Source organism: Bacillus sp. 7_6_55CFAA_CT2, from assembly GCF_000238655.1.
Classification (GTDB): domain Bacteria; phylum Bacillota; class Bacilli; order Bacillales; family Bacillaceae_G; genus Bacillus_A; species Bacillus_A cereus.
Genome location: NZ_JH414711.1, coordinates 245,454 through 259,938, shown reverse-complemented (window position 1 = coordinate 259,938; position 14,485 = coordinate 245,454). Strand labels below are relative to the sequence as shown.

The window sequence follows — 14,485 nt, the reverse complement described above, 5'->3', positions numbered from 1 at the left end:
TTCGTCTCCTTTTCTCACTTCAGAGAGAGACGCTGTCTATTCCATATCTCGATTATTCCGCTATTTGATATATTTTGGTTCGTCCTTCTAACCGGCTGTCCTTCTATTTCTTTCTCATTCTTCGCAAACATCGTTGGTACGCCAAACGACACTTTTTCTAAAATATGCCCCGCTTCTTCTGATAAACAATAATCAATAAATAAATCCGCAATAATACCACTCGGTGCACGTTTTAGTTTCGAAATCGCATTAACAGATAACCCCGTTTGCTCAGGTTCGTTACTTAAAATCGGAAAGCCTTGTTTTTGAAGCATTCTCTGATCTCCCATAAAGTTGATGCCTATCATATATTCACCGCTCGCAACAAGTTCTGCTGGGATGTAACCATTCACTGTTACTTCTCCAACTTGTTCTGCCAGATTCTTCACATATCCCTTCGCTTCCTCTTCACCTAACGTATCAATCAGTGATTGGAAAAACGTATATGCTGTACCTGAAACATTTGGATCGGGCATGACAATCTTTCCTTTATATACTGGATTCAATAAATCTTTCCATCTTAACGGATACGAGAGACCGAGCGGCGCTATTTCCTCGTTCCACCGCTCTTTATTAATCGCAATTGCCAGCTTCTCCACTTCATAACCGTACCAATAACCATCTTTATCTTTAACAGTTTTTGAAATACGATTTGCATGTTGGCTTATCACAGGAATAGAAAGATTTTTTTGCTTCATCATTTGATGCGCATCTACTGTACCGCCAATAATAATATCCGCCTTCGGATTTCCAGCTTCTTCTTCCACTCTACGAAGAAGTTCTTCTGTTGAAAGACGAATAAATTCATACGTACATCCACGTGGTTTACAAAATGATGAAAGTAACGCTTCACCAACTTCCTCACGAGCCGCTACATACGCAACAATATGACGATCATCCAAAATAGGGAGACCATTTTTACTATATTTAATAGAGGTTGTATCTCGAGAGCAACTAGACATCGCTCCTCCAATTACTAGCAAAAAGAAGAAAAAGGCTATCTTTCTCATGACGCATTCTCCTTTACGAATAACTCTGCTAGAGAGCCTTTCATATACATGACATTCCCGTTATTATCACCGAGATATTGCACAACAAAGTACGATGGATACACAGAAATCGTAAGAATATCTTCACGATCATTCTTTACACGCTTACCTGTTTTATAAGCCGTAATATAAGCAATCGGTTCATTCTGCGATTGTAATAACTTCTGAATTTCTCCGTAATCTGTAATTTGCTTTGCGTATCGAATAGAATCAAGTATGTGTGTAAGATTGATAGTACGTACCACATCGCCTTGACGTACTACGACATCCTTTGCTGAAGCAAAGAAATCACTAATACGCTCTGGCGTGTAATACAGGCTTAATAAATACGTTTGAAGTGCTGAAATCATCGGATCCATGCCATTCTTTCCGTATACATTTTCCCCATACTGGAACAAGTCACCTACTGCAAAAGTACGCTTATGTCCATTCAAGTACGTTACTTCTCCAGTAAATACTTGTTCTTGGCTCTTAACGTCCCCTGGCTCTATTCGAATTCGGTCAAAGAATGAAACAATCGTATGCAAACGAACTTCATCCGTTACAACGATTTCCCCCCACTTTTCATGTCTTACTTTCACTTCAATTGGAAGAGATTCATTCACCCTTTGTAAAACGGCTTGTTTATCATTTACAATGTTAATTCGATTATAGATTTGCTTCTCCATAACATAAAACAAAACAAGAGAAACAATCATACAAATGACAAACATAAGAATTTGAAATGATAGCCTTTTCATTTCTGCCTACCTCCAAGATAAAAAAACGTTGTTTCGAAAATACCGCATAATTGTTTCATAAATGTATCATTTAACCGCTTTCAAGTTTTTTATGTCTTCCATCCTTCTCGGAAGCAAAAATGTAATGAATATTGTAGTACCTACTTCTTCACTACTCTCAATCCGCATGCTTCCGCCCTGCTTATTCATAATTTCCTGACAAATATACAAACCATAACCATTCCCATAACTAGAAGGAAGTGCCTTTCCTTTCGGAGACTCATTCCACTCTGCAAGCACCACTTCATCTATACCGATCCCATCATCATGAACAAAAACCTTCGCCTCATGCTCATTTACAATTACATTCATACGAATGTGAGAAGCATCACTATACTTAATTGCATTATCAAGCACATTTAAGAAAATTTGCTTCGTCTTATCAAAATCCGCAACAACATGTACATCCGTTAACTCATTTATCACTTCAATTTCAAATTGATTTAGACGAGGTTTCACAATTGAAACTGCTTCTTCTACCAATTCCTTTATATTCACAACTGTAGGAGACACTTCAAACGTACTCGTCCCATATTTCGAAGACTTAAGCAGTTCCTCTACAAGTGATAATAAACGCTCACTTTCCACAGCCACATAACGAAGACTTTCCTGTACATCTTCTTTTGATTGTAACTTCGGAATTAAATCAACATAACCGATAATTGCCGTTAGCGGTGTTTTTAGCTCATGCGTAATGCGGTCTAGGAAATCTTTCTGCTTCTCTTTCTCCTCCTGCAACTGCTTAATATGCAGCTCAATTCCATCGGCCATCGCATTAAAAGATGCTGAAAGCTGAGCGATTTCCACGTACTCATTTAACTCAATCTTACTCTTATAATCACCATTCGCGAGCCGCTGTGCCATTTGTCTCAACTGATCAATCGGTTTATGAAGAGATTTCGCCAAACGAATCGCAAAGAAAATGCCGGTAGCTACTAAACAAAGAGACGTCATTAAGAAAGTCCAGCTCACATTTGTTAAAACTTCCTTCTCACCCGTTAACTCATTTATAAAACGAATACTTCCAATGACATCGTTTCCATAATAAACCGGGCTTGAAAACAAAAGAATAGGAGCTGGATCCGCCTCCTCAAAAACGTAAGACTTCTTCCCCTTCAAAGAACTCTCAATGTCGATGTTACGGTGAAGCAATGCCCCTTTTTGTGTATCTGCAACAACATCGCCATTCTTCCCAATCATCTGCACACGGACATCCATACGCTTCGCTAAATACGACGCAATTAAAAGTGAATTCGGACCAAGCGTATCTACTTCTGCTTCCTTCTCTAAATAATTCATCGTATAAATTTGTGCTTCTACACTTAACTTTTCTAAAGAATCTGCTGCGTTATGATACATATTCTTTTCTAACGTAATATAAACAACTGCATATAAAAGAACAAAAATCGGAATTAACAGCCCAACTATTCCGAACACCATATTTCGCTTTAAAGACATACCATCACCACTTAACAATCCAGTTTATAGCCAACGCCATAAATTGTCTTAATATATTCTCCGCTCGTCCCAAGCTTCTTGCGAAGTCTCTGCACCATAATATCAACTGCTCTCGTATTTCCGATATACTCAAACCCCCATACTTTCTCAAGTAACTCATCCCTCATAAACACACGCTGCGGATTTGAAACAAATAACTGACATAAATTAAACTCTCGGTACGTTAACTGAATCTCTTGTCCACTCACATGTACCTTTCTTTCCTTAGGACAAATCACGATTTCTCCAGCCTCAATTACTTCATGACTTACAGCAGCCTCCGTCTTCTTTACACGCCGCGCCATATTCTTAACCCGAAGAATAAGCTCCGCATAATTAAACGGCTTCGTCACATAATCATCAGCACCAAGCTGCAAGCCAAGCAACTTATCATTCATCTGACTCTTTGCCGTTAACATAAGCACCGGAATATCCCTATCCCTCTCACGGAACAAACGAAGCAACTCATACCCATCCGTATCCGGAAGCATAACATCCAAAATCAATACATCCGGCCCTTCATTCCATCGCTCCAAAGCTTCTCTCCCATCAGCCGCTGCCAATACTTCATAACCTTCCATCTCCAACTGCATCCGAATCAAATTACGAATACTCGATTCATCATCAACCACAAGTATTTTCATCATTCTCCTCCTTCCACCACGTATTATAGTACAGTTTAGTATAGCAAAAATCTTATAAAAAAAGAGAGGGTATTGTCGAACATATTTTGTCGACGATACCCTCTCTTTCATTCCTACTCTTCATAACCATCTTTGTTATTTGATTACCATCTCCAAGAATCTGCACACATTTCTTCTAATCCGCGTGTTGCCTCCCAGCCTAATTCATGCTTTGCTTTCGATGCATCAGCAAAACATACTGCCACATCACCTGGGCGACGCTCTGTAATTTTATAAGGAACTTTCTTGCCCGAAACTTTTTCAAACGCTTCAACCATCTCTAGTACACTATAGCCCATACCTGTGCCCAGGTTATAAGCATCTACTCCCGTTGTACTCAGTACTTTCTCAAGCGCCTTTACGTGACCATTTGCTAAGTCCACAACATGGATGTAATCACGGACTCCTGTTCCATCTTTCGTTGGATAGTCATTTCCGAATACGCTTAATTCTTTTAACTTACCTACCGCTACTTGCGTTACATATGGCATTAAGTTATTTGGGATTCCATTTGGATCTTCTCCGATACGCCCACTTTCGTGTGCACCAAATGGATTGAAATAGCGAAGTAATGCAATACTCCATTCTGCATCTGCAAATGCTACATCACGCATAATTTGCTCAATCATTAATTTCGTTTGACCATATGGATTTGTTGCACTTAATGGAAACTCCTCCGTAATCGGTGACGTTTCCGGGATACCATATACAGTTGCAGATGAACTAAAGATTATCTTCTTTACATTATGTTTCTGCATTACTTCACATAGCACTAACGTGCTTGTAATGTTGTTATGATAATATGTTAATGGAATCGCTACTGACTCCCCTACAGCTTTAAATCCTGCAAAGTGAATAACTGCTTCAATTGAATTTTCTTCAAAAATTGCGTCAAGCGCTTCGCGATTTAAAATATCTTCTTTATAAAACTTAAATTGTTTTCCTGTTATTTCTTTTACTCGATTTATAGATTCTACCGAGCTATTCGAAAGATTATCCACTACTATAACTTCGTAACCGCTATTTAGTAATTCTACACATGTATGACTAGCAATATATCCTGCTCCACCTGTTACAAGTATTGCCATTAGTATACCTCCATTGTTATAACTTATTAACAAAAAAGAGGCAATCACAACAGAAATGATTACCTCTTTAAGCTTCTTTTTTACTTAGCAACGAAATAATCAGTTACATATTTCGCCCAAACATCATGACCTTTCGCACTCGGGAAACCAAACTCTTCTTGTAAGTATGGTAAAATAGCCTTTGTCGATGCATCCGGCCATGCTCCCCAATGATCAATATATGTATAATTATTTTGCATCGCAAATTGTTTTAAAGCTTCAATCGCTTTCGGATAATTTTTCGCACCATACACTGGATTTGATGGTTGAATCATAATCGTAGCACCCTTTGCACTAGTAGAAAGTGCTTGAACAAACTTCTGTGTACTCGCAACAGAGTTCCCATTACCAGTTTTACCGTTATCAGTAATAAATGGTGGCTCAAATAAAATTACATCTGGATTCTCTTTCGCAATCTCTTTATCACGCTTATTCGCGATTAACTCTTCTGTGCTTTCACCCTTATATTCCTTTACAGTCACATTCCATAAACCTTTACCGTAAGCAGTTTCTAAATTAGACGTTAACTTAGCTGCCCAAGCACCTTTTTCAGATGAAGAACCTTCATCACCAACAATAACAAGATTTACTGCCTTTTTATCCTCAGCAGCTTTCTTTAACTTCTCTTTCACTGCATCTGGCAAATTCTTCGCATATGCTTCATTAAAAGATGACTTCGTATCTTGTTTCTTCTCTTCCTTTTTCTCTTCTTTCTTCGCTCCGCTGTCTTTCACTTCAGCCTTTGTTTTCGCTACTTCACTCGTTTGTCCTGTTGCATTCGCAATCTTCTTATTCCAGTACAGTTTACCACTCACAACCGAAGCAACAAACAATACAAAAATAACAAGGACAAGTACTGCTTTCTTATTCATCGATTCACCTCATCTATTAATCTCACAATATATAATACTAATATAAATCCATGCAAAAATAAACCCAACTCCTTCCAAAGGAGTTGGGTTATTACATACTACTTAGTCACTTCAAGATGCGCTCTTAACTTATTCGTTAAATCTTGTTTTGCTGCATCTGGAACATAGTAGTACCAAATACCATCAGCGGCTTTATGTCCGTCACCTGTGATTTGGATATCTTCACTATTCTGCAGACAGTTTTTATAATTCTTCTGCATATCAAACATTTGATCTTGCGTTAAATTCGTTTTCACGTTCTTTTGAATTGCTGTTAACACATCACCATAACTTGATAAAGAAGAAAAACTTGCGCCCTTCTTAATAACGGCCTGCATCACTTGGCGTTGCCGCATTTGGCGTCCGAAGTCACCACGTGGGTCCTCTTTACGCATGCGTGTGAATGCTAGTGCTTGGTCACCTGTTAAGTGGATATTTCCCTTTTGAAAATGATGTTCTCCAAGAGAGAATTCTAAATCATTATCCACATCAACACCACTAACTGCGTCGACGATATCTTTAAAGCCTTCCATGTTCACTTCAATATAGTAATTAATAGGAATATTTAAGAATTTTTCTACTGTTGCAACAGACATATCTACGCCACCAAATGCATAAGCATGGTTGATTTTATCACTTTTTCCTTTTCCAACGATTTCTGTATATGTATCACGAGGGATACTTACTGTTTTCATTGAATTATTTTTAGGATTTAACGTGATGACCATTAAAGAATCTGAGCGTCCTTTATCCTCACCACGCTCATCGGCTCCTAGCAATAGGATTGAAACAGGCTCAGATTTATTAATTTTTTCTTCTTGCTTATTCCCTTGATCACGTTTTAATGGCTTATGAACTTCATCTAATGTTTTTGAAACAGAAGAATATATATTATAAGCGTAAACTCCTCCACCTATAATTAATACCCCTATGATTCCTAATATCCAAAATAGGATTTTCTTTTTCATTAATATACCCTTCTTCCGTCAATCATTCTTAATAGATTTTCTAGGAATATAATTCTTAAATTAAAGTATCTTATTTTCTTTAACTAGTCAACTTCTCCTACCTCTACAACAATTCATCATATATATTTTTTAACATCCATACATATTGTCTGCACCCTTCTAACAAACAATTTAGTTCAATCCTTCAAAATATCATTTAAAAATTTAAAAGCAAGTTAACACATATAAGTGTTTCCTCGCTTTTAATTTGGCCTTAGTCCTCTATATATTCCAATTCTATTTTTGGCAATCAATATATCTTTTAATCTCTACTAAACAAGTCCCTTGTATAAACCTTATCTTCTATATCATATAGTTCATTGGTTAATCTGTTGGCCACAACTACATCACTCACTTTTTTAAATTCCTCAAAGTTATTGATTACTTTGGAATTATAAAATGTTTCTTCATGAAGAGATGGTTCATATACAACAACTTCAATCCCTTTTGCTTTAATTCGCTTCATAACTCCTTGAATAGCCGATTGTCTAAAATTATCTGAATCCATTTTCATGGTTAATCTATAAATGCCAACAACTTTAGGGTTTCTCTTTATAATCATTTCTGCAATATGATCTTTTCTAGTTCTATTTGCATCCACAATTGCTGTCATTATATTATTGGGAACATCCGCATAATTTGCCAGTAGTTGTTTCGTATCTTTAGGTAAACAATAGCCTCCATATCCAAAGGATGGATTATTATAGTGATTACCAATCCTAGGATCCAATCCAACTCCATCAATAATTTGTTTGGTATCCAGTTCTCGTACTTCTGCATATGAATCTAGTTCATTAAAAAAGGCTACCCTCATAGCTAAGTATGTATTGGCAAATAATTTAATAGCTTCAGCCTCAGTCGAATTTGTAAATAACACTGATATATCTTTTTTCACTGCACCTTGAATTAATAGTTCAGCGAATATTTTTGCCCTATCAGACTCTTCACCTACAATTATACGTGATGGGTATAAATTATCATGTAAAGCTTTACCTTCTCTTAAAAACTCTGGTGAAAAAATAATATTATTTGTTTCAAACTTCTCCTTTATTTTTTCTACATACCCTACTGGAACCGTTGATTTCACTATCATTATAGCTTCTGGATTAATAGATAAAACATTAGCAATTACAGCCTCAACAGTTCTTGTATTAAAATAATTTTTATCTGGATCATAGTTTGTAGGTGTTGCAATAATAACATATTCTGCATCCTTAAATGCTTTATAATTATCAGTAGTAGCCACTAAATTTAGTTCTTTTGTCGCCAAAAATTCTTCAATTTCATTATCTATAATAGGAGATTTTCTGTTATTAATCATATCTACTTTTTCTTGAATAATATCAAGTGCTATAACTTCATTATGTTGGGCAAGTAATATTGCATTAGATAAGCCTACATATCCTGTTCCTGCTATTGTGATTTTCACTTTAATCACATCCTTAATAACTTTTTGATGTAACTTTTTGGTTTAGTTAAATAATAATTTAAACGAGAACCATAATGATTCTGAAAATTCCTTAATATCTCTTGATTTAAATCTGGATTATTAAAAATACATTTTCTTAAAGATTGATCAATTTCCACATTATAATGTGATGTAATTCCACTATGTGTTCCAGATCCATCCAGCCCAATGTTTCTTACTCGAGACTTAACTGGATAAACCGTAAACATATTTTTTTTCGATTGAGTATAACACCAACGAATTGCCCAAGAATCTATCTTTCCTTCCATTTGGGCATCGAGCATATTTGACATATCTCTTCCACCGCGGTTGAACTGATTTTTTAAACGTCTATTTTTTTTAAACTCTATATAATCTTTTACATCCCAATCAACTTGATCCCATCTATTCTTCCATGTCGCCCAACCCCAACTACAACCTCTATAAGAATAATAAATGTCACTCTTATAACTCTTAGGGAATCTAATTGGTATATTATATCCACTGATAGACCAGACTTTCTCTAAAGCATCATAATAATTTAATCCTTCATTCATATATGCTAGAAAATCGGGTGTGGTTATCAAATCATCTTCTAAAACTATTACTTTTCCATATTTATTAATAATTTCACTGACACCGTTCATTACCGATTTCGCCAATCCTTTATTTTCCTGAGCCTTCTTAATTGTAAGTGATTTAAAATACTTTTTTTCTTCTATAGTATCTATATAATCACGTACTGCCTTTACCTTTTCAAATGAAGCCTCATTTTTTGCCGCATCAGAAAAAATAAAGACATCGGACTCCCTTGCTAGTTCATTTTCAGATAAAGCTTCTATTGTTTTTATGGTATGTTCAGGTCGGTTGTACACAAAAATTATTACTGGAGCTAACATTTAGCGCCCTCCATTATTATATGATATTTATAACTTTCTTAACTTAAATAGATATTTTGGAGAAAATGCTTTTAAAATCATAATGCTGGAAATTCTTGTTTTTTTAAACAAAGCCAGCGTAACTACATTGGTAAAGACTTGCGCTATAAGAGTCGCAAAAGCTGCACCAAAGCCACCATAAATAGGTATTAACAAATAATTTAATCCCACATTTATTATAAGGCCAACAAAAGTATAAACCAGCGTGTACTTTTGCAGATTTTCAACTAGTAACCAAATGGACCTAGCGGACCCTAGTGTTGCAAAAGTACCAGCCCATACACTTATAGTAATTATATCCGCTGCATTTTTATATTCTTGTCCGTATAAAATAGACACTATAAAATCTGAAAATACAATTACGAGCAAACCAAATAAGATTCCAATCCAAGCGATTATTGAATACAGAAGTTGTATAGTACCTATATAGTTCTCATGTGTATCTAATTTTTTTTTCATGATAATAGGCTGAAATGATGTAATAATAGCTAAAGGAACAAAATACCACATGCTAGCAATTTGAGTCGCAGCTGAGTACATACCCAATTCTTTCTTATCCGTTAACATAGAACCTAACATTACTTTGTCAATTTGCATATATATTGTAACCATCAGGCCTGAGAGAATTAAATACCAACTTTTAGATAATATTTTCTTTGCATACTGAAATTTAAATTTCCATTTCGTATAAGATGTTCTGTTTTTAAAGTACGCAATAACCAACGCTATCCCTATAATCAACGAATCCAACATATATATAAGAGATAAATGGAATAAATCCCCCTCGAAAAATACAAAAATAACTTTTAATAGTGCAGAAAAAATATATGCACCTATACGAATCAAGGAAGATATTTTAGACTTCTGATATGCTTGTATCCAATATTCAATAACTTCAAATGATTTAATAACCATCGTAAATGACATAATCATTACAAGTAAATGAACAAGTGGCTCATTTGGTGCAACTAATCGAATAATTATACTAGTAAACAACGTTAAAACTATACCACCTATAACCCTTAAAACTAAAGAGGTAAAAAGTATAGTCCCTTCTTCTTCCTCCTTATGCACAATTGATTTAACAGATAACGTTTCTAGACCTAATGTCGATAAAGCTGTGAACAAAGTTACATAAGCTAAAGCATAATTATATATGCCATACTTTTCTGGCCCTAAATACCTAGCTACTAGGGCCATAACAAACACACCTATGATCATAGTGACAACTTTATCCCCAACCAACCAACCCGCATTGCTCACGATTTTGGTAGCAATTTCATTACCCTTCATACGTTTTAAAAATAATTTAGAACTATTTTTCAATTTCAATGTTTATACCTTCTTTTATAAGATATCTTTATATATTTCTAATAGGCGTTTTGTATTTTTTTTAGAATCATGCGTTTGTAAAGCATGTAATCTTGCATTTTCAGAAAACCTTAGCGCTAGTTCATCTTTTTTAAATATTTCACACACATAATGCGCCAGCATATAAGGAGCATCTACTTGATACACAAAACCTTCCTCTTTATGCTTTAGCATATCAGACACCCCTCCCACATCCGAAGCAACACAAGGAACACCTAATAGCATCGCTTCTCCTAAAGAATTAGGACTATTTTCAATAGATGACGGACAGACAAATACATTTGACTCTAAATATTTCTCACACATTTGCTGTTCATTTAATAACCCAGTAAAAATAACTTTTTCTTGGATATTATACTTTTTAATAAGTTCATTGATATACTTTCCATACGATGAGAGTTTTATTTTTTCTTTTAAGGTTTTAGACTTCGTTATATCCACACCACCTATGTATAACTTCGCTTGAGGAAACACTTTTAGTATTAAAGGCATAGCTTCAATCATAAAATGCAACCCCTTTATAGGATATGATCCTTGACTTAAGAAGATAGAATATTTCTCCGCCCTTTTTATATCCCACTTATGATTATAGAATTCTTTTCTTAATGTTTCATTACAATGATGGTAAATCACATTTGGATTGATCTGAGTAGAGCATGCCTTATCCCACGTAGTTCTACCAATAACATGTTTTACTTTTTTTAGTGCTTCAATTTCAAACTTCCCACGCTTAATAAACTCTCTCTGTTGCCCTTTTATATTATTTTGTTTTAGTAAATCCCTAAAAGTATATCGATTTTGAACAATGATAGGTAAAGATAGCATATAATGTTTAGCAATAATAGATACTAATCCCTGGATAGATACTATAGTCTTAATATTTTTCTTTTGGCAAACATTTACCATTGAAAGTGTATGCACAAACTCTGTGCCAAAAATATGAACAATATCTGGATTGAATTGCTCAATGATTTGCTCAAGAAATGGATTTTCAACTATACTTTTTAAATTATTCTTATTTACAGATGGGAATGTATAATATTTAATTTTCTCCCCAGATAATAATTGAATATCATTAAATCTATTATTTGGAAATGCAACACATAGTGAAATGTCACTATTCAATGACAATGCTTCAGAGGCATTAACTAACCATCCTCCAAAAGGCAATGCTTCCTCTTTTAGAAGTACACTCGCCTCTGGTAAAGCAATGTTTGTAAGCCACAGTATTTTCATGGGCAAAATTCTCCTTAAAACCCTATTTAGATAATTATTTAAACAGAATGCTAGATTAAAAATAACCTCTACATATAAAATTTATTTATCAAAAAATATATAATATTAAAGTTAACGTTAATATTATTTATGCCAAATATAATTATAACGAGTTCCTAATACTTTTAATAATTTATTATATACTTTAATACTATAACAGCCCTGTGTTTACCAAAGGTTAATTACTTCTCATGATTTAAAAATAACTATATAACTTTTAAATCATGAGAAATTAAAATTAAGAAAAGAATATTTTAAAAGAATAATTAAGTAGATTATTTTCTTCAAATAAATCCTTATACCCAATTAAAGAATTGAGCCACAAAGCAGTAGCAAAGATAAAAACTACATATCTTGAAAATATAGAGCCATATTTACCACGGAAATATTTGGTTATAATTGGGAAAACAACTACTAAAGATACCATTGGGTAATACAAGACTCTTGTAGCAATAACAGAAGATAGCGTAGTAAATAAAATTATAATATAGCAAATGAAAAGATTAATAATTATCTGTTCATTCTTTTCAAGTTCTATCTGATTTGATGTTATTGCAAATACAAGCGCAATAACATATAAAATAAACATCACTTTCCCTCCAGATACATCCACGCTAGAGTTGAAGTCTGTTAGATAAAGTTCATACCAATAATTACCGGTTATTAAAACGTATAATGATAAAATTTTATCACCCAAATCCATTATTAAGAAAATAGGTGAAACCATTAAGATTAACGCAATTTTTTTTATGTTTAAATTTAATATAAAATAAAATATCAAACAAATCGCTGCTGATTTATGGAAAAAACTAGCTATCAGTATCCAAATAATGTATCGAATAAGATTTTTATTCACAATAAATCTTATGGCATAGAAAAAGATAGCCACAGCCACCATTTGTCGAACTGTATTGAAACCATTAAATAGAAAATACTGTAGAACAAATAACGTGATTATGTGTCTATATTTAGCAACCCTATCAAAATACTTAACGCTAAGAAAAATAAATACATAAGTTATTGCGGCATAAACAAAAAATATAAATTGTTGATTGAATCCCATCAAATGGGCAACCTTAACAATAAATTTAAATGAATATTCAATTCGAGGTATATCATTATTCATTAAGTAGTTGAAATTAAAAACATACCCATTATAGTCAGTTCCTACATTATATCTAAATCCAGTAATAAAAATCAGTATAAGATAAGGTATAAAATCAATACTATTAACTATCTTAAGACTAACCTTTTTTGTACTAAGTAATGTTGAAATGTAAGACAGGCTGACACAAATTATAGTTAACCAAATATAAAATCCCAAAATTCCCACCCTTTTAAAAAATTCACTTTAAATTGTATTAATAACCAAAGATCTCACACAATTCCCTTATCTCAATCTATCATAACATTTAAAAAGTCTAAAACTTTCTTCCCTTGAACCTTACTATTCTTATTTTCTAAAATAAATAATCTAGCATCTTGAGTAAGTTTATTTATTTCTTCATCAGGAATCAATAATATTGTTTCAATTTCTTTCTTAATTAAATTAATATCACTATCATTTATTGAATATATATACTTATCATACTCTTGTGGTATACCCTTTAATCTTGTAGTTAAAAACGGAGTCCCTGAAACCATATATTCAAATGTCTTTGAAGGGAAGGAATACATTGTATATTGATCTACTGGATTTCTTGCATTAACTAATAAAGTAGCTCTTTTTTCATATTCAAAAACTTCGGCCCTTGATTTGAAGCCAAAATATTTTACTCTTTTATCTTTTATAGCTAGATTCTCAATATATTCTCTCATATCCCCATCACCAAAAAGCCATAGTTCAAGTTCATTATCTTCTATTTGTTCAAAAGCATCTAAAATATTTTTCACACCATATTCAAAGGCCAATGTACCTGCATACATAATCGCTTTACTCTTTGGTAAAGGTGATAAATCTAAATCATTATTAAAAATACCTTCCAAAACTATATATGGTTTACCTGATAAATTTACCTTTTTATTCATTGGTTCTGTAAATAAAACATAGCCATCATAATTCTGTTCAATATAATCTACTAACCTCTTATAAGTGGAAAGAACATTTTTCTTTATCCAATGCATTTCTTTTTGTCGATTATTATTCATTATATCGCTTGAAAGATCTGTAAAAATGTTTACTCGCTTTATTCTCAATAACTTTGAAGCTATATAGATTCCGAGGGAAAGAGGTGTGTAATTAAATGGTGTCAAAATAACTTTTTCTTTATCTTTAAAGTTTTTCAGACCCCATTTTAAGGTCAAATATACTCCCTGAACCACAGAATATATCTCCTTAATAAGTGGTAAATTAATATTGGAT

The 14,485-nt window shown here is 33.6% G+C and carries 13 protein-coding genes; all 13 read right to left on the bottom strand.

Annotated elements, in window-relative coordinates:
• Nucleotides 1–14 precede the first annotated feature (14 nt).
• On the bottom strand, nucleotides 15–1,049 hold the full coding sequence (locus HMPREF1014_RS21900; protein ID WP_001225645.1) for an ABC transporter substrate-binding protein: 1,035 nt from the start codon (nucleotides 1,047–1,049) through the stop codon (nucleotides 15–17).
• Complete coding sequence (locus HMPREF1014_RS21895; RefSeq protein WP_000826624.1) at nucleotides 1,046–1,828, bottom strand: DUF3919 family protein; 783 nt, start codon at nucleotides 1,826–1,828, stop codon at nucleotides 1,046–1,048. The genes HMPREF1014_RS21900 and HMPREF1014_RS21895 overlap by 4 nt, the downstream gene beginning before the upstream one ends.
• Nucleotides 1,829–1,894: 66 nt before the next feature.
• Nucleotides 1,895–3,325, bottom strand: a complete 1,431-nt coding sequence (locus HMPREF1014_RS21890; RefSeq protein ID WP_000054028.1) for a HAMP domain-containing sensor histidine kinase — start codon at nucleotides 3,323–3,325, stop codon at nucleotides 1,895–1,897.
• 11 nt (nucleotides 3,326–3,336) lie between these two features.
• Nucleotides 3,337–4,008, bottom strand: coding sequence for a response regulator transcription factor (locus HMPREF1014_RS21885; RefSeq protein ID WP_000699553.1), 672 nt, complete (start codon nucleotides 4,006–4,008; stop codon nucleotides 3,337–3,339).
• A 143-nt stretch (nucleotides 4,009–4,151) separates the two neighbouring features.
• A complete protein-coding gene (gene galE / locus HMPREF1014_RS21880; protein WP_000996518.1) occupies nucleotides 4,152–5,135 on the bottom strand; it encodes a UDP-glucose 4-epimerase GalE in 984 nt (327 codons plus the stop codon).
• Between the two features lie 80 nt (nucleotides 5,136–5,215).
• Nucleotides 5,216–6,046 (bottom strand): SGNH/GDSL hydrolase family protein, encoded by an 831-nt coding sequence (locus HMPREF1014_RS21875; RefSeq protein ID WP_001034179.1) that lies wholly within the window; start codon nucleotides 6,044–6,046, stop codon nucleotides 5,216–5,218.
• Nucleotides 6,047–6,144: 98 nt separating this feature from the next.
• Nucleotides 6,145–7,053 carry a polyisoprenyl-teichoic acid--peptidoglycan teichoic acid transferase TagU gene (tagU, locus tag HMPREF1014_RS21870; protein WP_000727061.1) on the bottom strand — a complete coding sequence of 303 codons (909 nt, stop codon included), beginning with the start codon at nucleotides 7,051–7,053 and terminating at the stop codon, nucleotides 6,145–6,147.
• A gap of 301 nt (nucleotides 7,054–7,354) precedes the next feature.
• Nucleotides 7,355–8,521, bottom strand: a complete 1,167-nt coding sequence (locus HMPREF1014_RS21865; RefSeq protein ID WP_000704746.1) for a nucleotide sugar dehydrogenase — start codon at nucleotides 8,519–8,521, stop codon at nucleotides 7,355–7,357.
• A gap of 5 nt (nucleotides 8,522–8,526) precedes the next feature.
• The gene (locus HMPREF1014_RS21860) at nucleotides 8,527–9,438 is read right to left on the bottom strand and encodes a glycosyltransferase family protein (RefSeq protein WP_000880840.1); all 912 of its coding nucleotides are present in this window, start codon (nucleotides 9,436–9,438) and stop codon (nucleotides 8,527–8,529) included.
• Nucleotides 9,439–9,465: 27 nt separating this feature from the next.
• The gene (locus HMPREF1014_RS21855) at nucleotides 9,466–10,809 is read right to left on the bottom strand and encodes a flippase (RefSeq protein WP_000769229.1); all 1,344 of its coding nucleotides are present in this window, start codon (nucleotides 10,807–10,809) and stop codon (nucleotides 9,466–9,468) included.
• A 15-nt stretch (nucleotides 10,810–10,824) separates the two neighbouring features.
• On the bottom strand, nucleotides 10,825–12,084 hold the full coding sequence (locus HMPREF1014_RS21850) for a glycosyltransferase family 4 protein (protein WP_000699780.1): 1,260 nt from the start codon (nucleotides 12,082–12,084) through the stop codon (nucleotides 10,825–10,827).
• 277 nt (nucleotides 12,085–12,361) lie between these two features.
• Nucleotides 12,362–13,447, bottom strand: a complete 1,086-nt coding sequence (locus tag HMPREF1014_RS21845; RefSeq protein WP_000508261.1) for an EpsG family protein — start codon at nucleotides 13,445–13,447, stop codon at nucleotides 12,362–12,364.
• Nucleotides 13,448–13,518: 71 nt separating this feature from the next.
• Nucleotides 13,519–14,445, bottom strand: a complete 927-nt coding sequence (locus HMPREF1014_RS21840) for a glycosyltransferase (protein WP_009327440.1) — start codon at nucleotides 14,443–14,445, stop codon at nucleotides 13,519–13,521.
• Nucleotides 14,446–14,485: the final 40 nt, after the last annotated feature.

Bases quoted from the DNA above. Each gene is read 5' to 3' on its own strand.
- tagU (WP_000727061.1), bottom strand. From the start codon at position 7,053: ATGAAAAAGAAAATCCTATTTTGGATATTAGGAATCATAGGGGTATTA.
- HMPREF1014_RS21875 (WP_001034179.1), bottom strand. From the start codon at position 6,046: ATGAATAAGAAAGCAGTACTTGTCCTTGTTATTTTTGTATTGTTTGTT.
- HMPREF1014_RS21895 (WP_000826624.1), bottom strand. From the start codon at position 1,828: ATGAAAAGGCTATCATTTCAAATTCTTATGTTTGTCATTTGTATGATT.
- HMPREF1014_RS21890 (WP_000054028.1), bottom strand. From the start codon at position 3,325: ATGTCTTTAAAGCGAAATATGGTGTTCGGAATAGTTGGGCTGTTAATT.
- HMPREF1014_RS21900 (WP_001225645.1), bottom strand. From the start codon at position 1,049: ATGAGAAAGATAGCCTTTTTCTTCTTTTTGCTAGTAATTGGAGGAGCG.
- galE (WP_000996518.1), bottom strand. From the start codon at position 5,135: ATGGCAATACTTGTAACAGGTGGAGCAGGATATATTGCTAGTCATACA.
- HMPREF1014_RS21850 (WP_000699780.1), bottom strand. From the start codon at position 12,084: ATGAAAATACTGTGGCTTACAAACATTGCTTTACCAGAGGCGAGTGTA.
- HMPREF1014_RS21860 (WP_000880840.1), bottom strand. From the start codon at position 9,438: ATGTTAGCTCCAGTAATAATTTTTGTGTACAACCGACCTGAACATACC.
- HMPREF1014_RS21885 (WP_000699553.1), bottom strand. From the start codon at position 4,008: ATGAAAATACTTGTGGTTGATGATGAATCGAGTATTCGTAATTTGATT.